At 63.5% G+C, this 23,185-nt stretch carries 26 protein-coding genes and 1 tRNA gene; 5 read left to right on the top strand and 22 right to left on the bottom strand.

What is annotated here, in order from left to right; genetic code table 11:
• Window positions 1-2 precede the first annotated feature (2 nt).
• From LB525_RS16350 to LB525_RS16275, 16 genes are all read right to left on the bottom strand, one after another.
• Window positions 3-851 carry a carbohydrate ABC transporter permease gene (locus tag LB525_RS16350; RefSeq protein ID WP_224545379.1) on the bottom strand — a complete coding sequence of 283 codons (849 nt, stop codon included), beginning with the start codon at window positions 849-851 and terminating at the stop codon, window positions 3-5.
• Window positions 851-1,774 (bottom strand): carbohydrate ABC transporter permease, encoded by a 924-nt coding sequence (locus LB525_RS16345; RefSeq protein WP_224531429.1) that lies wholly within the window; start codon window positions 1,772-1,774, stop codon window positions 851-853. The genes LB525_RS16350 and LB525_RS16345 overlap by 1 nt, the downstream gene beginning before the upstream one ends.
• A gap of 182 nt (window positions 1,775-1,956) precedes the next feature.
• Window positions 1,957-3,234, bottom strand: coding sequence for an ABC transporter substrate-binding protein (locus tag LB525_RS16340; RefSeq protein ID WP_224545378.1), 1,278 nt, complete (start codon window positions 3,232-3,234; stop codon window positions 1,957-1,959).
• 24 nt (window positions 3,235-3,258) lie between these two features.
• Window positions 3,259-4,461: a PLP-dependent transferase gene (locus LB525_RS16335; protein WP_224545377.1), complete on the bottom strand. Its 1,203-nt coding sequence runs from the start codon at window positions 4,459-4,461 to the stop codon at window positions 3,259-3,261.
• Window positions 4,458-5,189 (bottom strand): FadR/GntR family transcriptional regulator, encoded by a 732-nt coding sequence (locus LB525_RS16330; RefSeq protein ID WP_224545376.1) that lies wholly within the window; start codon window positions 5,187-5,189, stop codon window positions 4,458-4,460. Before LB525_RS16330 ends, LB525_RS16335 begins: the two co-directional genes overlap by 4 nt.
• 134 nt (window positions 5,190-5,323) lie before the next feature.
• Window positions 5,324-5,983, bottom strand: coding sequence for a DUF2161 domain-containing phosphodiesterase (locus LB525_RS16325; RefSeq protein WP_224545375.1), 660 nt, complete (start codon window positions 5,981-5,983; stop codon window positions 5,324-5,326).
• 68 nt (window positions 5,984-6,051) lie between these two features.
• On the bottom strand, window positions 6,052-7,329 hold the full coding sequence (locus LB525_RS16320; RefSeq protein ID WP_224545374.1) for an L-fuconate dehydratase: 1,278 nt from the start codon (window positions 7,327-7,329) through the stop codon (window positions 6,052-6,054).
• 52 nt (window positions 7,330-7,381) lie between these two features.
• Window positions 7,382-8,113 carry an SDR family oxidoreductase gene (locus LB525_RS16315; RefSeq protein WP_224545373.1) on the bottom strand — a complete coding sequence of 244 codons (732 nt, stop codon included), beginning with the start codon at window positions 8,111-8,113 and terminating at the stop codon, window positions 7,382-7,384.
• Window positions 8,114-8,131: 18 nt separating this feature from the next.
• Window positions 8,132-8,578: a MaoC/PaaZ C-terminal domain-containing protein gene (locus LB525_RS16310; protein ID WP_224545372.1), complete on the bottom strand. Its 447-nt coding sequence runs from the start codon at window positions 8,576-8,578 to the stop codon at window positions 8,132-8,134.
• Window positions 8,579-8,586: 8 nt separating this feature from the next.
• Window positions 8,587-9,660 (bottom strand): Gfo/Idh/MocA family protein, encoded by a 1,074-nt coding sequence (locus LB525_RS16305; RefSeq protein WP_224545371.1) that lies wholly within the window; start codon window positions 9,658-9,660, stop codon window positions 8,587-8,589.
• Window positions 9,653-9,982, bottom strand: a complete 330-nt coding sequence (locus LB525_RS16300; protein WP_224545370.1) for an L-rhamnose mutarotase — start codon at window positions 9,980-9,982, stop codon at window positions 9,653-9,655. The genes LB525_RS16305 and LB525_RS16300 overlap by 8 nt, the downstream gene beginning before the upstream one ends.
• A gap of 10 nt (window positions 9,983-9,992) precedes the next feature.
• Window positions 9,993-11,105, bottom strand: coding sequence for a mandelate racemase/muconate lactonizing enzyme family protein (locus tag LB525_RS16295; RefSeq protein ID WP_224545369.1), 1,113 nt, complete (start codon window positions 11,103-11,105; stop codon window positions 9,993-9,995).
• Window position 11,106: 1 nt separating this feature from the next.
• Complete coding sequence (locus LB525_RS16290) at window positions 11,107-12,204, bottom strand: ABC transporter ATP-binding protein (protein ID WP_224545368.1); 1,098 nt, start codon at window positions 12,202-12,204, stop codon at window positions 11,107-11,109.
• Between the two features lie 5 nt (window positions 12,205-12,209).
• Entirely contained in the window at window positions 12,210-13,076 is an 867-nt protein-coding gene (locus LB525_RS16285; protein WP_224545367.1) for a carbohydrate ABC transporter permease, read from the bottom strand.
• A gap of 2 nt (window positions 13,077-13,078) precedes the next feature.
• A complete protein-coding gene (locus LB525_RS16280; RefSeq protein WP_224545366.1) occupies window positions 13,079-13,975 on the bottom strand; it encodes a carbohydrate ABC transporter permease in 897 nt (298 codons plus the stop codon).
• Between the two features lie 119 nt (window positions 13,976-14,094).
• Window positions 14,095-15,411, bottom strand: a complete 1,317-nt coding sequence (locus tag LB525_RS16275) for an ABC transporter substrate-binding protein (protein WP_224545365.1) — start codon at window positions 15,409-15,411, stop codon at window positions 14,095-14,097.
• A gap of 165 nt (window positions 15,412-15,576) precedes the next feature.
• Between LB525_RS16275 and LB525_RS16270 the strand changes: the two genes are divergently transcribed.
• Both LB525_RS16270 and LB525_RS16265 read left to right on the top strand, forming a co-directional pair.
• Window positions 15,577-16,365 (top strand): IclR family transcriptional regulator, encoded by a 789-nt coding sequence (locus LB525_RS16270; RefSeq protein WP_095769349.1) that lies wholly within the window; start codon window positions 15,577-15,579, stop codon window positions 16,363-16,365.
• 63 nt (window positions 16,366-16,428) lie between these two features.
• On the top strand, window positions 16,429-17,265 hold the full coding sequence (locus tag LB525_RS16265) for an amidohydrolase family protein (RefSeq protein WP_224545364.1): 837 nt from the start codon (window positions 16,429-16,431) through the stop codon (window positions 17,263-17,265).
• A 40-nt stretch (window positions 17,266-17,305) separates the two neighbouring features.
• Here LB525_RS16265 and LB525_RS16260 read toward each other — a convergent pair whose 3' ends face one another.
• From LB525_RS16260 to LB525_RS16250, 3 genes are read right to left on the bottom strand one after another with little or no spacing between them, the layout of a single operon-like run.
• The gene (locus tag LB525_RS16260; protein WP_224545403.1) at window positions 17,306-18,433 is read right to left on the bottom strand and encodes an extracellular solute-binding protein; all 1,128 of its coding nucleotides are present in this window, start codon (window positions 18,431-18,433) and stop codon (window positions 17,306-17,308) included.
• Window positions 18,434-18,447: 14 nt separating this feature from the next.
• A complete protein-coding gene (locus LB525_RS16255; protein ID WP_224545363.1) occupies window positions 18,448-19,608 on the bottom strand; it encodes a CaiB/BaiF CoA transferase family protein in 1,161 nt (386 codons plus the stop codon).
• Between the two features lie 3 nt (window positions 19,609-19,611).
• Window positions 19,612-20,163, bottom strand: a complete 552-nt coding sequence (locus tag LB525_RS16250; protein WP_224545362.1) for a MaoC family dehydratase — start codon at window positions 20,161-20,163, stop codon at window positions 19,612-19,614.
• A gap of 229 nt (window positions 20,164-20,392) precedes the next feature.
• On the opposite strand from LB525_RS16250, the gene LB525_RS16245 reads away from it, so the two are divergent.
• Complete coding sequence (locus LB525_RS16245) at window positions 20,393-20,542, top strand: hypothetical protein (RefSeq protein WP_224545361.1); 150 nt, start codon at window positions 20,393-20,395, stop codon at window positions 20,540-20,542.
• Window positions 20,543-20,577: 35 nt separating this feature from the next.
• Here LB525_RS16245 and LB525_RS16240 read toward each other — a convergent pair whose 3' ends face one another.
• Window positions 20,578-20,934, bottom strand: a complete 357-nt coding sequence (locus LB525_RS16240) for a hypothetical protein (RefSeq protein ID WP_224545360.1) — start codon at window positions 20,932-20,934, stop codon at window positions 20,578-20,580.
• 491 nt (window positions 20,935-21,425) lie between these two features.
• On the opposite strand from LB525_RS16240, the gene LB525_RS16235 reads away from it, so the two are divergent.
• A complete protein-coding gene (locus tag LB525_RS16235; protein WP_224545359.1) occupies window positions 21,426-21,884 on the top strand; it encodes a YbhB/YbcL family Raf kinase inhibitor-like protein in 459 nt (152 codons plus the stop codon).
• A gap of 63 nt (window positions 21,885-21,947) precedes the next feature.
• Window positions 21,948-22,448: a DUF6496 domain-containing protein gene (locus tag LB525_RS16230; RefSeq protein ID WP_224545358.1), complete on the top strand. Its 501-nt coding sequence runs from the start codon at window positions 21,948-21,950 to the stop codon at window positions 22,446-22,448.
• Between the two features lie 55 nt (window positions 22,449-22,503).
• Here LB525_RS16230 and LB525_RS16225 read toward each other — a convergent pair.
• A tRNA-Ala gene (locus LB525_RS16225) sits at window positions 22,504-22,579 on the bottom strand.
• A gap of 161 nt (window positions 22,580-22,740) precedes the next feature.
• Entirely contained in the window at window positions 22,741-23,136 is a 396-nt protein-coding gene (locus tag LB525_RS16220) for a TIGR02300 family protein (RefSeq protein ID WP_224545357.1), read from the bottom strand.
• Between the last annotated feature and the right edge of the window lie 49 nt (window positions 23,137-23,185).

Here is a 23,185-nt window from a genome sequence, read left to right as displayed (position 1 = left end):
TTTTATCCTTTGACCGCGCCGGCGGTGAGGCCGGTGACGAGATAGCGTTGCAGGAAAGCGAAGAAGACGCAGACCGGGATCAGCGCCAGGATGGAGGCCGCCATCATCTGCCCCCAGTCGACGGCGAACTTGCCGATGAAGGTGAGCAGGCCGACGGCAAAGGTCTTCTGCTCGTCGCCGGAGATCAGCATCAGCGCGAACAGCAACTCGCTCCAGGCGGCGGTGAAGACGAAGCCCAGCGTCGCGCCCATGCCGGGCAAGGTCAGCGGCACGATCACCCGGCGCATCGCCTGCGCGCGGGTGCAGCCGTCAATCATCGCCGCTTCCTCCAGGTCTTTCGGGATGCCGTCGAAGAAGGACTGCATCAGGAAGGTTGCGAAGGCGGTGTTGAAGGCGGTGTAGATGATGATCAGGCCGATCAGGCTGTTGGTGAGGCCGAGATCGCCCATGATGCGGTAGATCGGCGGAATGACCATGACCAGCGGGAAGGTCTGGGTGAGCAGCAACAGGATCGCCAAAGTCGCCTTGCCGCGGAAAGTGAAGCGCGACATGGCATAGCCGGCAAGCGTGGCGATGACGGTGACAAAGGCGGCCGTCGACACCGAGACGATGACGCTGTTGAGGAAATAGCGCGGAAAGTCGGAGGCCTCGAGCACGGTAGCGAAGTTCTGAAAAGTCGTCTGCGACGGCCAGAAGGTGATGCCTTCGGAATAGAGCAGGCGTTCGGGCGTCACCGAGATCTTCAGCGTCCAGAAGATCGGAAACAGCGCGAAGATCACGTAGGCCGCGATAGCGCCGTAGAGACCGATGCCGCCGAAAATGCGCGAGGAGGTGGAGCGACCGGCGATCATCAGACGTGCCTCACCAGGGTGCGGCGGATGGCGATCAGGCCGATGGCGTAGGCGATCAGCAGCACCAGAAGCAGCACCGCAACCGCCGAAGCGTAGCCTTTGTCCAGCGACTTGAAGGCGCTGACATAGATGTAGACCGGCACCGTGCTGGTCGAGCCGGCCGGCCCGCCCTCGGTCATGACGAAGATCAGGTCGGCGAAGGTGGCGATCCAGATGGTGCGCAGCATGACGGTGATGACGATGGTCGGCGCCAGGAAGGGCAGCGTCACCTTGGTGAAGCGCTGCCAGGGCGAAGCGCCGTCGATGGCCGCCGCTTCATGCAACTCGGACGGGATCGACTTCAGCGCCGCCAGCAGCGTGATGGCGAAAAACGGGATGCCGAACCAGATGTTGGCGACGATCGGCCCCCACATGGCGGTGGCGGGATCGGACAACACGTTGGTCGGCTCCGCCTTCAGGCCAAGCGCGAAGAGCCAATGCGGCAGCGGCCCGATGATCGGGTTGAACAGCCAGGCCCAGGTGAGGCCTGAGAGAAAGGACGGCACCGCCCAGGGCAGGAATACCACCGCCTGGACGACCTTGCGGCCGTAGAAGGGCTTGTCGAGCAGCAGCGCGAGACCCAGGCCAAGGAAGAACTGGAAGAACAGGCTGGCGACCGTCCACCACAGCGTGTTGATCAGCGCCTGGCCGAGCACCTGGTCGGAGAGCATCGCCTGATACTGAGCGAGACCGACATATTGCGATTTGAAGGCCGAGAATTTGCGGAAGGAATAGCTGATGCCGATGATCAGCGGCACCAGTAGCACCAGGACCAGCAGGACGATCGCAGGCGATAGATAGAGCCACGGCTCGATCGCGGCCTTGCTCAGCCGTTGCTTTCGCGGCCGGGCGGCGGATCGGATTTCGGAGACGGCGTAGGTCATACGTTTTGGCTCTACGGTGGTGAGTGGGTGCCGGGGACGGCGACAGCGTCCTTCTCCCCGTTCAACGGGAGAAGATGCCGGCAGGCAGATGAGGGGCAGCGCGAACTTATGAAGGTGTGGCGCCGCCCTCATCCGTCACTTCGTGACACCTTCTCCCCGTAAACGGGGAGAAGGAAAGAAGCTTACTTCTTGTTTTTCGCCATCCAGTCCTGCTGTTCCTTGGTCAGGAACTTGGCCCATTCGTCGGCCACGTCCTTGGCCGGCTTCTGGCCGAGCAGCACTTCCTGAAAATTCTTTATCGCCACCTGGTCGACAAAGTTGCCGAGGTTCTCCAGATGCGTCGGCGGCGTCACCATTTCGTATTTGGAGCTGTCGCTGAGCTCGGTGAACCAGCCCTTGAACTGCTCGGTCTTGAAATGCGCATCCTGGTCGGCGCCATTGTGGATCGGCACGACGCCGACTTCCTTGGCCCATTCCAGATTGTCCTTGGGCGACAGAAGCGTCGCCATCAGCTTCCAGGCCTCGTCCTTGTGCTGGGAATTGGCGAACATCGCCCAGCCGGCATAGCCGAGCGTCGGGTAGGATTTGCCGCTCGGGCCCACGGGCAACGGCGCCACCGCGAAGTCGTCGGCGCTCATCTTGTCGGCGATGCCGAGCAGCGCGTCCGGATCCTGGTTGAGCATGGCGCAGGTGCCGGAATAGAAGCCGGTCACCGTCTCGTTGAAGCCCCAGCTCACGGAATCTTTCGGCGCCAGGCCGTTCTTGTACATGTCGGCCAGCATCTGCAGGCCCTTGACCGAGCCTTCGTCATTGATGGTCGAGACGCCATCGTCGGTGAAATAGCCGCCCTTGCCGTCGGCGATGTTCATGAACATGTGCATGCCGTTGAAAGCGCCCGGGCCGCCGCGCAAGCAGTAGCCGTATTTGCCGGGGATGGCGGAGATCTTCTTGGAGAAGGAGACGAACTCGTCGAGGTTTTCCGGCGGACGGTCGAGACCGGCTTCCTTGAACAGCTTCTTGTTCCAGAACAGCGCGTTCACATAATAGCCATAGGGTATCATGAACTGCGTGTTGTTGACGGTCGAGCCGAACTGCTTGGCGCGGTCGCCAAGCGTCTTGGCGTCGGGCCACTTGGCCATGTAAGGGCCGAGATCCTCAAGCTGCCCGTTGTTGGCATAGAGGCCCATCCAGCGCTCGGGCATTTCGACCACATCGGGCGTGTCGCCGGCCTGCACCATGGTGAGGAACTTCTCGAAGGCCTGGCCCCAGGGCAGCGAGACCACCTCCACCTTGATGCCCGGGTTCGCCGTCTCGAATTCGGCAATCTGCTTCTTCAGGAATTCGGTGCGCGGCGGGCTGGTGATGACCTCGACCAGCTTGATGGTGGTATCGGCCAGCGCGCCGCTGGCGGAAATCGCCAGGCCGGCCACGGCGGCAAACATGAAGCTTAGTTTTTTCATCTTCGGGACTCCCATTTTGATCCGTTATTTTTTTGCTCTGTCGAAGGCCTGGGCGATGTCGGCCCAGAGGTCCTCGACATTTTCCAATCCGACGTTGAAGCGGATGGTTCGAGGGCTGACGCCGAAGCGCGCCATCGAATTGATGCCCGGCGTCTGCTCGAGCGAGGCCTTGGCCGGCACGACCAGGCTTTCATGGCCGCCCCAGCTGACGCCGATGCGGAAATATTTCAGGGCGTCGACGAAGGCCGGGATGTCGACATCCTCGGTGACCTCGAAGGAGAACAGCCCGGCATAGCCGGCTAAAGTCTTCTTGCCGGGGTGGTTGGAATAAGCGGGGTGGTTGACCCGCTCGACCTTGCCATGCGCTTTCAGCCGCTCGGCAATGATGAGCCCGCTCTTCATGTGGTGCGGCAGGCGCAGCGGCAGCGTGCGCAGGCCGCGCAGCAACAGCCAGCCTTCGAAGGGCGACAGCTTGCCGCCGAGCTGCGAATAGGTCTGCTCGTTGATGTGCTTGATGTGGGCGGCCGAGCCGGCCACCACACCGGCGACGGTGTCGCTGTGGCCGCTCAGATATTTCGATGCCGAATGCAGCACCAGGTCGACTCCATGCGAAATCGGCTTCTGGAAGACGGGGGTCGCCCAGGAATTGTCGATGGTGGTGACGATACCCTGCTCCTTCGCCAGCCGGGTCAGATGCGCCACGTCCTGCAGCTCGAACATCATCGAGGTCGGGCTTTCGAGGTAGAGCAGCTTGGCGCCGGGAAGCGCGGCGGCGACCGCATCCGGGTCTGAGCCGTCGACATAGTCGACCTTGATGTGAAGGCGGGGAAACAACCGCTCGAACAGGCGGTAGGCATCGCCATAGCAGTTGCGCACGGCAACCATGCGCTCGCCGGCGCCGACAAAGGCGAGCACGGTGGCACTGATCGCCGCCATGCCGCTCGAGAAACCGCGCGCGGCCTCAGCGCCTTCCAAGGCGGCGACACGCGCCTCGAACTCCATCACCGTCGGGTTATCGCCGCGGGAATAGATCGGCTGCTTCCTTCTGCCGGCAAAGGTGTCGGCCATGTCGGCGTAATTGGCGAAGGTGAAAAGCGAGGTCTGGTAGATCGGCGGCACCACGGCGCCGCCTGGAAACGGATCGTCATGCGCCAGCAAGGTCGCCGCCTCGCCGAGATAGTCGCCGGCCAGCGGGGCCGGGTCGAAGGTGTTGGGCTGCTCGTTCATCTGCGGTCCGAAAGCTTGAGGTTGGCGGCACCGCGCTTCAGATCGTCCTCAACGGTGGCGATGAGCTTCAGCGCCTCGGCGCGGGCGCCTTCCGGATCATGCGCGGCGATGCGGTCGAAGATGGTGCGGTGGTAGGGAAAGCTGGCATGGCCGAAGTCACGCACGCCGAGTGGATGCTCCCAGAAACGGTGGAAGAGCTCATGCATGGCGCTGATGATCTGCTCGAACAGCGGATTGCCGGAGGCGCGGTAGACCGCCTGGTGGAACTCCCAGTCTTCCTCCGAGGACATGCCTGCGCGGGTGCGGAAGGCATCTTCCATGATGTCGAGCTTGCGCTCGATCTCGGCGATCTCGGCCTTGCCGCCGCGGATGGCGCAAAGGGCCGCCGCCTCGGCCTCAAGGGCCCGGCGGATCTCCAGCGTGCGCATCAGGCCGGCAAAATCATTGCCGCCGGACAACGTCAGCGGCATGTGCAGCATATCAGGGGAGACGGCGGCCTTGAGATAAGTGCCCGAGCCCTGCCGCCGCTCGACGAGGCCGAGACCCTCCCAGCGGGTCAGGGCCTCGCGAACCGTGTTGCGGCTGACCTTGAGGCGTTCGGCCAGGATGCGCTCCGTCGGCAGCTTCTCGCCGGGACCCAGAGCCTCCTGCCGCACGAACCCCGCCAAGGCCTTCAGCACCGCGTCGTCGCGCGCCGTGGTCTGGATGGGGGGCAGGAAATCGGTCACGCCGGCTGAGCCTAAAGTGGTTCAATGGTCCAACCAATTTCTGCACAGGCGGCGGGACGTGTCAACAGTCGAAACGAGGCTTGGCCGAACGGCGCGGATTTTCCGGTTCGTAGCGCCGAATCGGCAAATCGTTCTTACAACGTCACCGACATAGGTTGGATCGCCGCAAGGCCGGCTTCGGTCAGCGCGTAGACACCGCGCTCGGCCCTGGCGAACCAGCCATAGTAATTGTGCAGAAGGATGCTGGCGGCGCGCGGCGAGAGGGTTTTGAGATCGCGCGGCCGTTTCGGACCGTCGGCCAGGGCGGCGGCGCAGGCCAGCGCTTCCTGCCGGTAGGCGGTCATGATCGGCTTCTTGCGCGTGCTGCCGCCGATGGACGGATCGCCCTTGCGGCGGTGATGCTCCTCGACTAGGCGTGAGCGCCGCCTGGGATCCCGGCGCGGCGGCAAGGCGGCCGGACTGAGCAGCAGCTCCACCTCGCCCTTCTTGCCGACGCCTAGCAGGCCGAAGCCGAGGCGGCGGCAGAGCGCGCGGAAGCGGCGGTCATGCTCGCGGCCCTTGCCGCGCGCCGACATATAGGAGGCAAGCCACACCTCGTCGCAGGCCGCCGCGCGGTCGACGGCTTGCAGGACGAGCTCGAGGTTGAACTGCAGCTTCAACTCGCAGATGACGACAACCGGCGGCTCGCCGGCACGCACGCCGACCACGTCGCAGCCGCCGATCTCGCCCTTGACGGCGAAATCCAGGCTCTCGAGGAACCGCTTCACCGGCTCGTAGAGGGAAGTCTCCTGCATTCGGCAGGCATAGCCGATTCGCAGCGGTCCAGTCGCGCGGGCGTAGTAACAGTTTGCAGCGTCACCTTTCAGGGCCGATGCAGGTAGTCCTCGATTGACTGTGCCTTCATCTCGATCGAGAAGCCGGGCGCACGGGGCGGCATATAGGCGGCATCGCGGATCACGCAGGGTTCGATGAAATGTTCATGCAGGTGATCGACATATTCGATCACCCGTCCGTCCTTGCTGCCCGACACCGCGATATAGTCGATCATCGACAGATGCTGGACATATTCGCATAGACCGACGCCGCCGGCATGCGGCCAGACCGGCAGGCGGTATTTGGCGGCGATCAGAAGCACCGCCAGAACCTCGTTCAGCCCGCCCATGCGGCAGGAATCGATCTGCACGACGTCGATCGCGCCGCCGGCGATGAACTGCTTGAACATGATGCGGTTCTGGCACATCTCGCCGGTCGCGACCTTGATCGGCGCGACAGCCTTGCGGATCTTGGCGTGGCCGGCGATGTCGTCCGGGCTGGTCGGCTCCTCGATGAAGAAGGGTTTCGCGAAGGCGAGGTCCTTGAGCCAGTCGATCGCCTGGTCGACCTCCCAGACCTGGTTGGCGTCGATCATCAAATAACGGTCCGGGCCGATGACCTCGCGGGCGATCCTGAGACGGCGGATGTCGTCGGCGCGGTCGCGGCCGACCTTGAGTTTGATGTGGTTGAAGCCATCGTCGACCGCCTCCTGGCAAAGGCGCCTGAGCTTCTCGTCAGGATAGCCGAGCCAGCCGGCAGAGGTGGTGTAGCAGGCATAGCCTTCGCGCTCGAGCGTGGCGATGCGCTCGGCCTTGCCCGTCTCGGCCTTCTTCAGGATCGCCAGCGCCTCGGCGGGCGTGATGGCGTCGGTGAGGTAGCGGAAATCGACGATGCGCACGATCTCTTCCGGGCTCATCTCTGCGACCAGCCGCCAGACCGGCTTTCCGGCTTCCTTGGCCCAGAGATCCCAGACAGCATTGACCACCGCGCCAACCGCAAGATGCATGGCGCCCTTGTCCGGGCCGATCCAACGCAGCTGGCTGTCGCCGGTCACGTGATGCCAGAAGCGGCCGGGATCCTGCTTCACCCAGTCCAGATCCAAGCCGACGACGAGGTGGCGCAGCGCTTCGATCGCCGCGCAGCAGATCTCGTTGCCACGGCCGATGGTGAAGGTGAGGCCATGGCCTTTCAGCGACGGGACATCGGTGTCGAGGATGACATAGGCAGCCGAGTAATCCGGGTCCGGATTCATCGCGTCCGAGCCGTCGAGGCTTTGCGATGTCGGGAAGCGCAGGTCGAAGGTTCTGAGGTCTGTGATTTTGGTCATTGCTGCCTCGTAACTGGCTTGCCTCACAACTCAACTGGCGGCCGAAACGGCCTCAGATCGACCAGCCGCCGTCGATGTTGTAGGCCTGTCCTGTCGTGTAGGTGGCGCCGGCCAAATAGACGGCAAGGTCGGCGATCTCCTCCGGCGTGCCGATCCTGCCCATCGGCTGGCGAGCGATGAAGGCGGCGCGCGCGGCCTCATAGTCGCCCTGCGCCTGCATGCGGCCCTGGAGCGAGGGGCTCTCGACGGTGCCCGGGCAGACGGCGTTGCAGCGAATGCCCTTGGCGACATAATCGGCGGCGATCGACTTGGTCAGGCCGATCACGGCTGCCTTGGTCACGCCGTAGGCGAAGCGGTTCGGCACGCCCTTCGGGGCGCCCGCCACCGACGCCATGTTGATGATCGAGCCATCGCCGCGCTCCAGCATGCCGGGCAGCACGGCGCGGATGGTCCGGATCATGGCGCGCACATTAAGATTGAAGGCAAAGTCGAGATCCTCGTCCTTCATCTCCAGGATCGAGCCGGCATGGACGAAGCCGGCGCAGTTGAACAGCACGTCGACTTGGCCGATCTCGGCGAAGGCGGCCTTCACCGCCTCGTCGTTCAGCACGTCGAGTTTTCGCGTCGTGATGCCAGGCGTCTTGCCAAGCTCGGCCAGGGCCGCCTCGTTGATGTCGGTGGCGTGGACGATCGCGCCGGCTTTGGCGAAAGCCAGCGCGCTTGCCCGTCCTATGCCCTGCGCGGCGGCCGTGACGACCACGACCTTGCCAGTGATATCCGCCATGTTCTTTGTCTCCGTCTTTCAGCCGGGCCGTCGCTCGACGATGTAGATGTGATCCGCCGCCAGCACGACCTCGTCGCGCTGGTTCAAAACCTCAACGCGTTCAACGACGCGTCCCGCGTTTGGCCGTTTCGGGTCGTCTTCCTTGGCGGCGATGGTGGTGCGCGTGCGGATCGTGTCGCCGATGAAGACCGGCTTGATGAAGCGCAGGCGGTCGTAGCCGTAGGAGAAGGCGACGGGATTGACGACGCTCGCCGTCAGCCCGACACCGACCGAGAAGACCAGCGTGCCATGTGCGATGCGCTGGCCGAAAGGTGTCGTCTTCATGAACTCGGAATCCATGTGATGCGGGAAGAAATCGCCGGTGTGGCCGGCATGGACGACGAAGTCCGTCTCGGTGATGGTGCGGCCGCTGGTGAGGCGCGACGAGCCGATCTCGTAGTCCTCGAAATAGGTGGTCTGTTCCATGTTCGGCCTTACGGCTTTGCGGCCAGCGGCGTCGCCGGCGCGGCACTCGATTTATAGGCGGCCTCGACCAGCGCCATTGTGTGCCAGGCGTCCTCGACGGAGCTGACCAGCTCCGCGTCTTCGCCGGATGCGAAGCGCTGAACATTGGCCATGCGGCCGACAAAGGCATCGGGGAACCATTCGCCGGCGAGCGGCACGGTGACCCACTCCGACCCGCCTTTCGGATAGATTTCCAGAATGTCCGGCTCGCCGCGCGGATAGTCGAGGTTGAGGCCGAGCTTGACATAGGCTGCGCCCTCGGTGCCGCAGATGCGGAACTCGCAAGCCTGATGGCGGCGCCCGAATTTGTGGTCGTGGTTGATCGAGAGCGCGCAGCGCACCGTATCGCCGTAGTCGAGGATGGCGCTGGTGCGCGTCTGCGCGACCTTGTGATTGGGATGGCCAAGCGTCTTGGCATGCACGCCCAAAGGATTGCCGAGAAGCTGGCGGATCAGGTCGAGATAGTGGATCGAATGCATGGCGATCTCGACGCGCGGCGCCTTGAGCAGGAACTCCCAGAGCTGCCAAGGCGTGTCGAGCGCCAGAAGCGCGTCGAAATCTACCACCTCGCCCAGCCATCCCTTGGCAATGGCGTCCTTCAGCGCCAGCATCATCGGCGCGAAGCGGAGCTGGAAATTGACCGCCGCCTTGAGCTGCTTGGCGCGGCAGATTTCGAGGATCTCGGTGGCCTCGCCGAGATAGTTGCCCATCGGCTTCTGGATCAGCGCCACAGCGCCATCCGGCAGGGCCTTCAGCACCTCGGCATGGCGGCCCGGCGGCGTGGCGAGATCGAAGATCGCGTCCTTTACCACAGCCGCTTCCTCGACCGAACGGAACGCCGTCACGCCCCATGTCTCGGCCAGTTTTTGCGCCTTGGCCTGATCCGGATCGTAGAGGCCGGAAATCGGGAAGCCGGCCTTACGATAGGCGGGAAAATGCGCGTCGCCGACGATCGAGCCGGCGCCGAACGTCACGATCGAGCGCGGTTTTAAAGGCTTCGGCCAGGACTGCGCCAGCGATGCCGGATCGAAGGCATCAGTCATGATGGAAGACCTCGTCCATCGAGGCCCACCACTCGCCTTCCTTTCGCGTCTCCAACGGCTCCTGGCACGGCATGCAAACGGACCACCATTCCTGCGTCTTCGGGTCGGCGGCCATCTTGGCCATGTCGGCGGCGTAGTCGGTGCCGTGATATTCGAAATAGGAGAAAAGCAGGTTCTCCGGCCGCTTCAGGTAGATCGAATAGTTCCTGATGTTGCAGGCCGAGATCATGGCGAGAACGTCCGGCCAGACGGCAGCGTGAAGGCGGACATATTCCTCGACCTTTTCGGGCTTCAGGCCCAGCACCATTCCCATCCGCTGCATATCCGTCTCCCTATTTCGCGATCGCCGTGGTGAACTCGGCCATGCTCTTTGCCTTCACGGCGTCCCAGTCCCAGTCGATGCCGATGCCGGGCTCACTGGGCGCCAGCGCATGGCCATTCTCGATGCGCATCTTGGCGCCCGTCAACTCGTCGAGCTGCGGAATATATTCAACATATTTGCCGTTCTGGATGGCGCAGGCCAGACTGACATGCAATTCCATCAGGAAATGCGGACAGACCGGCATGTCGAAGGCTTCCGCGGCGTGGGCGACTTTCAGCCAAGGGGTGATGCCGCCGATGCGACCGGCATCGACCTGGACGATGTTGCATGCAGCCTTCTGCATGTATTCGCGAAAATGCCTTGTCGAATAGAGCGACTCGCCGACCGCGACCGGCGTCGCGGTCGAGTTCGATAGCCGCACATGGCCGTCGATGTCGTCTGCCGGCAGCGGCTCCTCGATCCAGGCGAGATCGAGATCGCGCAACCGCTCGGCGCGGCGGATCGCCTCGTCGACGGAAAAGCCCTGATTGCAGTCGGTCATGATCTCGTAGCCGTCGCCGACCGCCTTGCGCACCGCCGACAGCCGCGCGACGTCCTCAGAACCGTGCGGCTTGCCTATCTTCACCTTGGAGCCGGCAAAGCCCTTGGCCTTCGCTTCCAGCGCATCGTCGACCAGTGCCTGCGTCTCGATATGCAGCCAGCCGCCCTCCGTGGTGTAGAGCGGGCAGCGGTCCTTGGCGCCTCCGGCGAGCTTCCAGAGCGGCAGGTTCTGTTTTCTCGCCCGCAGGTCCCATAAGGCGATGTCGATGGCGGCGAGCGCGATCGCCGTGATGGCGCCGATGGTGGTGGCGTGGGTGGCGAATTCGAGATCGTGCCAGATCGCCTCGATCCGGTCGGCGTCGCGGCCGATCAGGCGCGGCGCAAGATGGTCGGCCAGAAGCCGCATCACCGACGAGCCGCCGGTGCCGATCGTATAGCTGTAGCCGGTGCCCGATGCGCCGTCGGAATCGGTGATGGTGACGATCGGCGTCTCCTGGCTGACGAAGCTCTGGATGGCGTCGGTGCGCTTCACCTTCGGCACGAGGTCGACCATGCGCAGCTCGATCTTCTCGATTTTCGCCATGTCAGCTCCTCAGCGACTTGCCGGTTTCGGCGGAGAACAGATGCGCGCGGCTCAGGTCGAAGCTCATGCCGATCCTGTCACCTGCTTTCAGCGGCTTCGGATTGAGCATGCGCGAGACCCAGTCGGTGCCGTTGAACTCGGCGAAGACCAGCGTTTCGTTGCCGAGCGGCTCGGTGATGCTGACCGGCAGCTCGATACGATGGACTTCCGCTTCGCCGCCTGAGCTCAAGCCGTGGCCGGTCGGATAGAAATCGTCGGGACGGATGCCGAACACGACCTTGTCGCCGGCAGCCGTCTTCGACTTGAACTGGCCGGGCAGCGGCAGGCTGTCGCCGCCGCTGAACATCAGTCGCCCGTTGCTCACCGTCGCCTGGTGCAGGTTCATCGGCGGCGAGCCGATGAAGCCGGCGACGAAGCGGGTCGCGGGCCGGCTGAACACCTCGTCCGGTGTGCCGACCTGCTCGATATGGCCCGAGCGCATGATGACGATGCGGTCGGCCAGCGTCATCGCCTCGACCTGGTCGTGGGTGACGTAGATGACCGTCGACTTGACCTTGGCGTGCAGCTTCTTGATCTCGGTGCGCATCTGCGTGCGCAGCTTGGCGTCAAGGTTGGAGAGCGGCTCGTCGAACAGGAAGACATCGGGATCGCGCACGATGGCGCGGCCCATGGCGACGCGCTGGCGCTGGCCGCCGGAGAGCTGCGAGGGGCGGCGCTCAAGCAGTTCGTCGAGGCCGAGGATGGCGGAGGCTTCGGCGACGCGCCGGTCCATGTCATCCTTGGCCGCCCCCGCGATCTTGAGCGAGAAGCCGAGATTCTCGCGCACCGTCATATGCGGGTAGAGCGCGTAGGACTGGAATACCATGGAGATGTTGCGCGAGCGCGGCGGCAGGTCGTTGACCGTGCGGCCGCCGATATCGATGTTGCCGCCGGTGATATCCTCGAGGCCGGCGATCATGCGCAAGGTCGTCGATTTGCCGCAGCCGGACGGGCCAACCAGCGCGATGAATTCGCGGTCTGCGATCTCGAGATCGATGCCGTGGACGATCTCCATGTTGCCGTAGCGCTTGGTGAGCTGTTTCAGCGAAACCGTTGCCATGGAAATCAACCTTTCACCGCGCCGGAGGTCAGGCCACCGACGAGGTGTTTCTGGACGATATAGGTGAGGGCCAGCGCCGGGATGATCATTACCACGGCCAGCGCGCACATGCCGCGCCAGTCGATGGTGAACTCGGCCGTATAGTCGAGCAGCCCGACCGGCAGCGTCTTGGAATTGACGGAACGAGTGAGCTGCGAGGCCAAAGCGAACTCGTTCCAGCAGGTGAGGAAGGCGAAGATGGCGGCCGAGGCGATGCCCGGACGCGCCAGCGGAAATTCGACCTGCCAGAACGCCTGCCAGCGCGTGCAGCCGTCGATCTGGGCTGCTTCGGCAAGGTCCTTCGGCACCTGGCGGAAGAAGCCGTCGATCAGCCAGATGGTGAACGGCACGTTGAGCGCGACATAAGCCAGGATCATGCCGATATGGGTGTCGATGATGCCCAGCCGCACATAGAGGAAGAACAAGGGCAGCGAGAGCGCGATGCCGGGCACGGTGCGCGTCAGCATCAGGCCGAGGAACATGCCCGACTTGCCGCGGAAGCGGTAGCGCGCGAAGGCGTAGCCGCCGGCCATGCCGATGGCCACCGCGATCGCCGTCGAGGTGACCGAGATGATCAGCGAATTGCGGAAATAGTCGAGCACCGGGATGCCGCCTTTGCCGATGCCGCTGAACATGGCGACATAAGCGTCGACGGACAGCTGCTGCGGAATCCAGACCGGCGGCTTGGCCATGATCTCGACCGTGGGCCTCAGCGACGACAGCACGATCCAGATGCCCGGCAGGCAGATCACCAGCATGGCAAGGAATAGGCCGACGCGGTGCGCGATAGTCAGCGCGCGGCGCGTGAGGCGGGCGGAGGCGTTCTCGTCCATTCTCACCACTCAGCGCCGATCTGCGCGCGCGCAGCGGCGAGCTTGTTGTAGAAATAAACGGTGAAGGCGATCGACAGCAGAATCGAGAAATAGGCCATGGCATTGGCGAGGCCCATGCGGGCATCGCTGTAGGCCGTGCGCCCGACCAGCGTCCACAACAGCTCGGTGCGGCCGGCCGGGCCGCCATCGGTCATGATCTTGACGATGTCATAGGCGCGCGCGACATCGAGCGAGCGGATCGTCATGGCGATGTAGGCGAAGGGCATGACGAAGGGCCAGGTGACATAGCGGAAAGTCTGCCAGGGTGTGCAGCCATCGACGCGGGCCGCCTCGATCGGCTCCTTGGGCATGGCGAGCAGGCCAGCCAGGATCAGGATGGCGAAGATCGAGGTCGACGACCAGATCTCGGCGATCGAGATGGCGATGAAGGCGAGATGGCCTTCGATCAGCCACGGGATGGCGTCCTCAGTGATGCTCAGCGACTGCAGCGCGTTGTTCACCAGGCCGATATTGTCGTTGAACATGAATTTGAACTGGAAGCCGACGAGGATCGGCGAGAACATCATCGGGAACATCATCAGCGTGCGCAGTATGCGCTGGCCGCGCGTCGCTTTCTCGACCAGCATGGCCAGGCCGAGGCCAAGCAGCATTTCGAGGTTCAGCGCGATGGTGAGCAGCAGGACGGTGCGGCCGAAGGCCCACCAGAAATCCGCATTGGACAGGATCGACAGATAGTTCCTGAATCCGACGAAGACGAAGAAGGTCTCGGGCCGCGTCAGGCGGAATGGCGTGAAGCTGGAATAGAGCGACAGGATCAACGGCAGCACCACCACTGCCGCCAGCACGATGATGGCCGGGAGCAGCAGCAGGAACGGCGCGGATGGCTTGAAGCCCTTCATCGGGACCCTGTGAAAGAAACGACTGAGCCAGCCCCGGCCGAAGCCTGGGGTGAGATTGAGCAGCCGCCAAAGCTGCGGCCTCCCCGGTTTGCCGGGGAGGCGATTTGCGAGCGCGAAGCCTAGAGCTTACCGGCGTCCTGAAGGATCTGCGTCGCCTTGGCGGCCGCCTCGTCCAGGGCCTGCTTGGACGTCTTGTCGCCAAGGATCGCCGCCTGCAGCTCGGGGTAGACGGCGTTGGAGATCTCGATCCACTCAGGCGTCTGCGGCACGGCGAAGGCGTGCTTGGCTTCCTCCTGGAAGGCGGCGAGGACCTCCTTCTTGTACGGATCGTTCTCAGCCTGCTTCAGGTCCCAGTCCCAAACCGCGGTGCGGGTCGGCAGCGGGCCGGCGGCGGCTTCCAGCTTTTGGCTGTCCTCATTGGTCAGCCACCACACCAGCGAAGCCGCGGCTTCCTTGTTCGGGCAGTTCTCGGTCACTGAGAAGCCATGGAAACCCGACCAGCCGGTGCGCTTGCCGGAAGACCCCTTGGGCGCGACCTTCACGCCGACATTGCCGGCGACCTTCGAGGACTTCGGGTCGTTGAAGAAGCCGGCCCAGCCCGGCCAGTCGAGGTTGATCGCCACGGTGCCCGAGGCGAAGCCCTGGCCGAGATCGTCCCAAAGATAGTTCGTGGTGCCGGCCGGCACGGCCTTGACCTTGTAGAGGTTGACGAACCAGTCCAGCGCTCGGATGCCCGCCTCGGAGTTGAAGACGGGCTTGCCGTCCTTGTCGAGATATTCGCCGCCCTCGGCGACCACCATCTCGTAGAAACGGCCGTTGATCGCCTCTTCCTTGCCGGCGAACTGGGTGCCGTAGAAATTGGGCGGGTTGGCGAAGAACTCGGCCTGGTCGGTCACTTCCTTCCAGGTGTCGGGTGGCGCAAGGTCATAGCCGTATTTGGCCTTGAACTTGGCCTTGTTGTCAGCGTTGTCGTAGAGGCTCTTCTGGTAATAGAGCGCCGAGACATCGAACTGCGCGCGCGGCAGCATCTCGAGCTTGCCGTCGATGGTCGCGGCCTTGATTGTCGACGGCACGAAAGCGTCGATCTCTTCCTTCGGCAAGAGCTTGCTGAGGTCGGTGTAAAGGCCGGTATATTGCGGCGCGAAGGACGAATGGTTCCAGCCGACGCACCAGTTGGTGCTGCCCGAGGCGATGTCGGACTTCAGCTCCTTGTCGATGTCGAAGCCGTTCTTCTTGGTCAGGATGTTGACCTTGGCGCCGGTCGCCTTCTCCCATTCGGGGATGCGCTCATAGAGCTTTTCATATTGCTGACCGCCGATCAGCTTCACGTCGATCGTCACGCCCGGAAATTTGCCGGGCAGATCGGCCGAAAACGCAGTGCCGCTCAGCAGCAGGCCAGCCAGGCCGGCGGAAATGCCTAGAACCAGTCTCGTCATGTTCTCCTCCCATGGGCTCGTAGCGACGGCCTGCCGAGTGCCCGACCGATCGCTTGAGCTTCATTCATATGCAAATATCATTTTCATTCCCGGGTCAAGCCGAATGTGCTTCCAGTGGAATGAAGTTCATGCATATATGCAGATCGAAATTCACTGGAGGGACGGGTGGCAGAGGAAGAAGACGGGGACCGCTACCGCGCGCCGGCGCTGGACAAGGGGCTGGATATTCTCGAGTTGTTGTCCAGCGTGGACGGAGGGCTGACGCAGGCGGAGATCGCAAAGCGGCTCGACCGCAGCCCGAATGAGTTCTATCGCATGCTCGACCGCCTGGTGCGGCGCGGCTATGTCACCAAGATCGACGGCGACCGTTACTCGCTGACGCTCAAGCTCTTCGGCCTCGCGCAATTGCACGCACCGGTTCGCCGGCTGGTGTCCTATGCGACGCCGATCATGCGGGAGCTGGCCGAAACCTCATCGCAGGCCAACCAGCTGGTGGTGTTCGACCGGGGCGCCGCCGTGGTCATTGCGCAGCAGGAAGCGCCGCGCTATTGGGGCATCTCGATCCGCGTCGGCTCGCATATCAGCCTGTTCGACACCGGCTCCGGCCATGTGCTGCTTGCCTTCCGCTCGCCCGAAGAGCGCAAGATGATGATCGCCGAGCATCTTCAAAGCACCGAGCATCTCAACCTGACGCCGGAATTCTTCGCTCGCCTCGACCAGGTGCGCGACCGCGGTTACGAGATGATGGCGTCGCTGCAGACCGCCGGCGTCTACAATCTTTCGACGCCAGTGCTGGGGCCGGACGGCAGAGCCATCGCGGCGCTGACCATTCCCTACATCACCTTGGTCAACGCGCCCACGGCGCCGGACATCACCCTGACGATCCGGCATCTGCAGGATGCAGCGGCAAGGCTCTCGCAGCTCGCCGGGTCGGATGTGCCACAATCGTCGTAATTTCTTATTTGAATAATAGATTTTTCGGCGAGATAGTGTCGGAAGCCCGGAGGATACGCCGCCATGATCATCGACACACATCTGCACCTCATCGACCAGGGCGCGCTTCGCTATCCATGGCTTGCCGGTGTGCCGGCGCTGAACCGCGATTTCTCCTATGCCGAATATGCCGCCGATGCGCGGCGCTCAGGCATTGAAGCCGTGTTGCACATGGAGGTCGACGTCGACCCCGCCGACATCGCCGCCGAGACGGCGCATGTCAAGGCGATCGCCGGCCAGGCGGGCAGCCTGCTTCGCGGAGCGATCGCCTCCTGCCGGCCCGAGGAGGCCGGTTTCGAGGCTTATCTGGAAACGGTCAAGGCCGAGCCGTTCGTCAAGGGTTTCCGCCGCGTGCTGCATGTCGTTCCCGACGATCTTTCCGAAGGCGCGCTGTTTCGCCAGAACATCAAGCGGCTGGCCGGCACCGGCCTGACGTTCGATCTTGTGGTGCTGCCGCATCAGATCCCAAAGGCAATGGCGCTTGCCGACCTCGCGCCCGACGTCCAGTTCGTTCTTGACCATTGCGGCGTGCCCGACATCAAGGGCAATGCCGAGCATCCGTGGCGAGAGCATATGGAAGCAATTGCCAAGCGGCCCAACGTCGTCGGCAAGATTTCCGGCGTCGTTGCCTATGCCGATCCGGCGACGTGGACGGTCGAGACGCTCCGGCCCTATGTCGAGCACACGATCCGGTGCTTCGGCTGGGACCGGATGATCTGGGGCAGCGACTGGCCGGTCTGCACGCTGGGCGGCGGGCTGACGACCTGGATCGCCGCCACGCATGCGCTGCTGGCCGGTGCAAGCGATTCAGAGCGGACCCGCCTGCTCTCGGGCAATGCACGCCGGCTGTGGCGGATATAGACGTCAAGCTCGCCGAGCGTCGCGGCGGCGATCGGCACATCTAGCCGGCGGCGGCCGGCGCGAAACTCTCCCGGAACAGGCGGTTGATATCGGCGACGACGCAGCGGGCGTCCTGCCGGCCGGCAAGGCCTTCATTGATGCGGTCCGAAGCCAGCTGCTGGAAGGCCATGTAGCCGTCATGGCGCGGGCGGACCCAGGCGCCCTCGAGTGTCGCCCGCGTAGCGCGATAGAAGTCGCCGGTCGGGGCGTTGACGGCATCATCTTCCCAGGCTGCGGCGTGGCCGGGCTGGCCGCCAGCGGCGGCATAAGGGCCGCGCTGCACGTCGCCGCTGGCGATCCAGTAGGCGAAGTCGATTGCCGCCTGGCGCTGGGCGGAAAAGGCGGAGACGGCAATGCCGGTGCCGCCAAGCGCCGAGCCGACCGGGCCGTTGCCGCTGGCGACCGGCATGTCGGCGAAGGCGAGGCGGTGCGGGCGGAAACCCGCCACTGCATAGGAAACATAGCCATAGATCAGCGGCGCGCAGGCGATGCGCGAGCCGGGCTCTACCATTTTCTCGAAGACGGCGATCGGATCCAGCGTCGGGCATGCGGGATCGACAAGTGCTGCGATCTCACGCAGCATCTCGAAGGCGGTTTCGCCAGTCTCGCCATCGACAAGGTCGGCCGAACCGTCGACTATGCATGGCCGGCCGAGGTCAGCAGTCAAAGTGTAGAAGCACATCAGCGAATGCGGCGGCCGAAGCGGCAGGAGCACGCGGCCCTGCCCGGCAAGCGCCAGCACCTCGGTCCAGATCGCCGGCGCGGCTTCGATCAGATCGGGCCGCCAGGCCTGCACCTGGGTCGCGGCGTCGATCGGGAAAGCCCATTGCCGGCCCTGCCAGCTATAGCTCGGATAGGATTGGCCGACGCTTGCCGCAGCCAGCGCCATGCGTTCCGCCTCGCGTCCGGGCACATCGAGCGGCGCCAGGCATTTCTCGGCGGTGATCTGGCCGACATGCGGGTGGTCGATGACGATCAAATCATAGGCGCGGGCGAGCTCTTCCACCGGGAAGGATTCGAAATCCTGCAGCGAGCGCTTTTCCCATTCGATCGAGACGCCGGCCTTTTCCTTCCACAGCGCCGAGCACGCCACCATCGGGTCATAGCCGCGCGGATGGCTCCAGGTCATGCCTTTCAACCGGATCACAGGCCGAACTCCGCGCGGATTTTCTCGCTGTGCTCGCCGATCCGAGGGGCGGCCCGATCCACCTTGGCGCGCGCGCCGTCGACGCGCAGCGGCGAACGCGTGGTGAGGATCGAGACGTCGTCCTCGCGTGTCACGGTCTGCAGCATGTCGAGCGTCTTGAAGCCCTCGCTTCGCATCAGCTCCGGCCACGTCAGCACCTTGGCGCACCAGACGTCGGCGGGCTCGAGAATGGCAAGCCACTCGTCGATGGTCTTCTCGGCGATGCGCCTGGCGATGATCGCCTTGATCTCGTCGCGGGCGGTGAACCAGGTCGCGGGCTTGTCGCGGAAAGGGTCGAGCTCGGGCAGTTCGAGCAGGTCGGCTATCTTCGGGATCGGCGTCATGGCAATCGCCAGGTAGCCGTCCTTGGCCAGATAGACGCCGTAAGGCGCCGAGAGATAGGCATGGGCGCTGCGGAAGGACGACCGCTTCGGCAGGCGGCGGCCGTCGTTGAGATGCGTGGTCAGCACCTCGAACTGGAAATCGACCAGCGCCTCGAGCAGGCTGGTTTCGACAAGGCCGCCCTCGCCCGTGATGCCGCGTCGCACCAGCTTGGCCAGGATGCCTTGGGCGCAGGCGGCGCCCGCCAGCATGTCGGCGATCGCCAGGCCGAACGGCACCGGTCCCTGCTCCTCGTCGCCGTTCAGCCACATCACGCCGGAACGAGCCTGCGCGAGCAGATCCTGCCCAGGGCGCTTCACCCATGGCCCTTCCTCGCCATAACCGCTGATCGAGGCATAGACGAGCCGGGGATTGATCGTGCTGACACGCTCATAGTCGAGGCCGAGCCGCTCGATGACGCCCGGCCGGAAGTTCTGGATAAGCACGTCGGCCTTGGCGATCACACCGCGCAGCGCGGCGAGGTCGGCTTCGTTCTTCAAATCGATGGCAAGGCTTTCCTTGCCGCGGTTGATGGCGTGGAAAATGGTGGAATCGCCGCCGATCTCGGTGTCGCTGAGATAGAGCCGGCGCGACAGGTCGCCGCCATCGGGCCGCTCGATCTTGATGACGCGCGCGCCGAGGTCGAGCAGGCGCAGCGAACAGTAGGGTCCCGACAGGAACTGGCTCATGTCGATGACGACGAGCCCGGTCAGCGGAAGTTCTTTGTCAGCGGCCACGATTCACTTCTCGGTCTTGCCGACAAAATCGGCCGGGTTCTTGTATTTCACCGTCTGCAGATGCTCGCAGTAGAGCACCAGCTCTCCTTCACCCTTGAAGACTTCATAGCTGGCGCGGATCAGGCCCATATCCCGGTAGCGCGGCTTTTTGTCGAGGTTGGTGCGGATCGAGTAGATGGTGTCGCCGATGAAGACCGGCTTGATGAAGCGCAGTCTGTCGTAGCCATAGGAAAAGGCGTTGATGCAGTTGGTGGCGACCAGGCCGAGCCCGGCCGAAAAGACGAAGGCGCCCGCCACCAGCCGCTTGCCGAAGATACCTTGCTTCTCGGCGAACATCTGGTCCTGCACATAAGGATGGATGTCCAGCACCAACGCGTTGAACATATGGCTTTCGCCCTCGGCGATGGTGCGGCGAAGCGAGCGGATTTGGTGGCCGACCTGCCAGTCCTCGTAGAACCAGTTTTCCGAATTCCAGACAGGGATTTCGGCATGCGCCTCAGGCATGTCGGCGGGATGCGTCGAGGCGACACCGACGGTCGGCGAGAATGCGCTCATGATCCTCTCCGGGAGCTTCCGGAGCGGCCTGCAAAGCGGTTCCGGGCGCGATACCGGATGGCGAGATGCATGGTCGCTTTCCTCCTACAGTTTTCTTTTGTGAATAATATTTTCACATATGGGATTGCCTTGCAAGCGACGATCGGCGAAATTTTCGCAAGGCGGCACCAGCGGAGGAGCCGCCGGCGACGCCAGGGAAGATCGATGCAAAGCGCCTGTCTTCCCTTTGTTGGCAGCCTCAATCGCGAGGCGCCTACTTCCAGGGCGCGGCGTCTACGCCTTCGACGAGGCGACGCTCGCCGCGCAGAAGCTTGCCGAGACCGACGAGGTCGGAACGCCGATGTGCGTGCGGATCATCGAGGACCGGCTTCAATCCTGATCTTAGCGAGTGGAGTTCTTAGCGACTGACTTTGCTCACTGGCCGATCCGCGCGAACGAGCCGGTATAGGTCTGGCCGGCAAGCGCGTAGGTGACGTTGAGCGTTCCCGGCGACGGCATCGTGGCGGTAATGTCGGCGCCGTTCGGCAGGCGCCCGAGCTTCAACGTGCTGCCGGAAATCCTGCCGGAGCCGTCGGCGACGCCCGGCTTGTTGTCGGCCAGATCGCCCCATGCGTAGCTGGCCGTCACCTGCCCGCCTGAAGACACGGTCAGGATCGCCAGCTTGCCGTCATACATGCCGTTGAGCTGCCCCGCCCATATGCCGGAGAATGCGGCGTATCTGGCGGGAACGCCCTTGCCGGGTGGAACGATCGCGACCGCCTCATCCAGCACCGCCGAATTCGGTGAGGCCGGAGCGGGAGCGGCGGCCGGAGCGGGTTGCGGGTCAGCAACAGGCTGTGTGTCCGGGGTCGATTGACAAGCAGCAAGCGCGACCGCAATGCAAAGCATCGACAAGAGATTGTTTTGTCGCGCTAGCAGCCCGGATCGAACACGTCCCTGCGCCGGATTTCCACCCAAAGCCGGAATTCTCATAAGCATCCCTCTGACAGGAAGCCCTTAGCCTAGTTGCGGCCACCGGCATAGGGATTTCCTCCGGCGCTTGTTTCGCCGGGATACGAGCTGCGTTCGCTTCCGTTGGAGCAGCTTCCCGACATCTCGACTTGCTGGCATCCATCGACGCTCCGTCGCGGGCATGACGCCGGAACTCCCGCCAATGCCCCGCGTTCCAAAAGAAACCAGTAGCGAGCGCGCTCCGCCGATCCGAGCAAAGATCGTTCGTGAATTCTTCGAGAAGAACGCGATAGGTACACGGAGGTCCAGCCATGGCTTTCACGCTTGAGAGTCCAGCCTTTGAAAACGGCCATACCATTCCCGAGCCGTATGTCCGCAACGGAGGCAATTTGTCGCCTCCCCTGCGGTGGAAGAACGCACCGGCCGGGACCAAAAGCTTCCTGCTCGTCGTCGAGGATCCCGATGCGCCGCGCGGCATGTTTCGCCATTGGGCTGTCTACGACATTGCCGCCGGGCGAGACCGCTTGCCGGAAGGCACCGCCGGACCGGAAACTTTCCACCAAGCCGTGAACGACTTCGGCAATACCTATTATGACGGTCCCCAGCCGCCAAAAGGGCACGGCGTTCACCATTATCACTTCGGCCTTTCAGCACTCGACGTTGAGGCGCTGGAACCCGGCGGAGAACCGGAAATCGCGAATCTTCTGGCCCAGGCGGAGCCGCATATGATCGCCACTGCCGACCTCGTCGGCACATATGAAAGCCGCTGATGCGCGATCCGACGCATCCTGTCGGCATTCGATCATGCCCCCGTTCGAACGAGGAGAAAGACAATGCCGGACAAGAAAACCATCGAAAAGGCGCGCGAGGACAAGCGCGAAGGCAAGTCGGCTAGCACGCAGGCCGGTGAATTCGTTCACGCGGAAATCGACAAGGTCCGCAAAGGCAAGCACGGCGCCCGCTCCACCAAACAGGCGATCGCCATCGGCCTTTCGGAGGCGCGCCGCGCGGGCGTCGACCTGCCGCCCCCCAAAAAAGGAGATGTGAAGGAGACCACACGCAAGAGCGCCAAATATGCTTACGAGGCAGGCCAGGGCGAACGGAAGCCAAAGCGCCAGCCGAAGGTCTCGAAGGCGGTATCGAAGGTGCTTGAGGGCGAGCCGAAGGGCACCGCCTCCCACAAGGCTCTGTCGAAGCAGGCCAAGAGCGCCGCATCCGGCCGCACGGCCGAAGAGCGGTCGGCGGCGGCAAGGAAAGCCGCTGAGACCAAAGGCGCCGCCGGACGATCGGCGGCAGCGCGAAAAGCAGCCAGAACCCGCGCCCAGCACGGTTAGAGCAATTTCAGGTCGAGCGGTTGCCCGTTCGTGCAGCAGTTCAGGAAGGACTGTTTGGTGGAGCCAATCGGAATCGAACCGACGACCTCTTGAATGCCATTCAAGCGCTCTCCCAACTGAGCTATGGCCCCACTCCCGGCAGTCGGCCGGCGCCGTTTCCGGCGAAGAGATCCGGCGCGATTGGGAACCGCGCCGTCGTTTAGTGCTGGCGGCTTCTAGCGCCGCCTTCGGTCAAGATCAAGCCTTGAAAAGCCGCTTTTTCGTCACAGGCCAAAATGGCCGGCAAACGAACTCAGACTTCGTCATCGTCGTCGCCGACGCCGATCATATCGGCGACGTCATCGTCCTCTTCCTCTTCGTCGGCAAGGAAGGTGTCGTCTTCGTCGTCGCCGAGATCGACATCCTCTTCATCGTCGCCAAGATCTGGAAGGTCGTCGCCGCCGCCCTTCACCTCGTCATCGGCCTCCTCGAGCGAGACGACTTCGGCGCCTTCCTCTTCCTCGGCATCCACTTCCTTCTCGGCGACTTCCTCATCTTCCTCGAGGGCGGAAATCTTGCCTTCCTCGAAATAGGAGCGTGGATAGCTCTTGCCGGTATAGGGCGAGACGATCGGGTCTTTGTTGAGATCGTAGAATTTCCGACCCGTTTCGGGGTCGACACGCTTGGTGCCAAGTTCAGCTTTTGCCACAGCAGGCCTCGTCAATAAAAGAGTGGTCCCCATAACGGCAGTTTTGAGC

The organism is Mesorhizobium sp. CA16 (genome assembly GCF_020165175.1).
Classification (GTDB): domain Bacteria; phylum Pseudomonadota; class Alphaproteobacteria; order Rhizobiales; family Rhizobiaceae; genus Mesorhizobium.
This window is presented reverse-complemented; position numbering and strand designations above follow the sequence as displayed.

Coding starts and splice junctions, on each gene's coding strand:
- LB525_RS16350 (WP_224545379.1), bottom strand. CDS start 851: ATGATCGCCGGTCGCTCCACCTCCTCGCGCATTTTCGGCGGCATCGGT.
- LB525_RS16345 (WP_224531429.1), bottom strand. CDS start 1,774: ATGACCTACGCCGTCTCCGAAATCCGATCCGCCGCCCGGCCGCGAAAG.
- LB525_RS16340 (WP_224545378.1), bottom strand. CDS start 3,234: ATGAAAAAACTAAGCTTCATGTTTGCCGCCGTGGCCGGCCTGGCGATT.
- LB525_RS16335 (WP_224545377.1), bottom strand. CDS start 4,461: ATGAACGAGCAGCCCAACACCTTCGACCCGGCCCCGCTGGCCGGCGAC.
- LB525_RS16325 (WP_224545375.1), bottom strand. CDS start 5,983: ATGCAGGAGACTTCCCTCTACGAGCCGGTGAAGCGGTTCCTCGAGAGC.
- LB525_RS16320 (WP_224545374.1), bottom strand. CDS start 7,329: ATGACCAAAATCACAGACCTCAGAACCTTCGACCTGCGCTTCCCGACA.
- LB525_RS16315 (WP_224545373.1), bottom strand. CDS start 8,113: ATGGCGGATATCACTGGCAAGGTCGTGGTCGTCACGGCCGCCGCGCAG.
- LB525_RS16310 (WP_224545372.1), bottom strand. CDS start 8,578: ATGGAACAGACCACCTATTTCGAGGACTACGAGATCGGCTCGTCGCGC.
- LB525_RS16305 (WP_224545371.1), bottom strand. CDS start 9,660: ATGACTGATGCCTTCGATCCGGCATCGCTGGCGCAGTCCTGGCCGAAG.
- LB525_RS16300 (WP_224545370.1), bottom strand. CDS start 9,982: ATGCAGCGGATGGGAATGGTGCTGGGCCTGAAGCCCGAAAAGGTCGAG.
- LB525_RS16295 (WP_224545369.1), bottom strand. CDS start 11,105: ATGGCGAAAATCGAGAAGATCGAGCTGCGCATGGTCGACCTCGTGCCG.
- LB525_RS16290 (WP_224545368.1), bottom strand. CDS start 12,204: ATGGCAACGGTTTCGCTGAAACAGCTCACCAAGCGCTACGGCAACATG.
- LB525_RS16285 (WP_224545367.1), bottom strand. CDS start 13,076: ATGGACGAGAACGCCTCCGCCCGCCTCACGCGCCGCGCGCTGACTATC.
- LB525_RS16280 (WP_224545366.1), bottom strand. CDS start 13,975: ATGAAGGGCTTCAAGCCATCCGCGCCGTTCCTGCTGCTGCTCCCGGCC.
- LB525_RS16275 (WP_224545365.1), bottom strand. CDS start 15,411: ATGACGAGACTGGTTCTAGGCATTTCCGCCGGCCTGGCTGGCCTGCTG.
- LB525_RS16265 (WP_224545364.1), top strand. CDS start 16,429: ATGATCATCGACACACATCTGCACCTCATCGACCAGGGCGCGCTTCGC.
- LB525_RS16260 (WP_224545403.1), bottom strand. CDS start 18,433: ATGACCTGGAGCCATCCGCGCGGCTATGACCCGATGGTGGCGTGCTCG.
- LB525_RS16250 (WP_224545362.1), bottom strand. CDS start 20,163: ATGAGCGCATTCTCGCCGACCGTCGGTGTCGCCTCGACGCATCCCGCC.
- LB525_RS16235 (WP_224545359.1), top strand. CDS start 21,426: ATGGCTTTCACGCTTGAGAGTCCAGCCTTTGAAAACGGCCATACCATT.
- LB525_RS16230 (WP_224545358.1), top strand. CDS start 21,948: ATGCCGGACAAGAAAACCATCGAAAAGGCGCGCGAGGACAAGCGCGAA.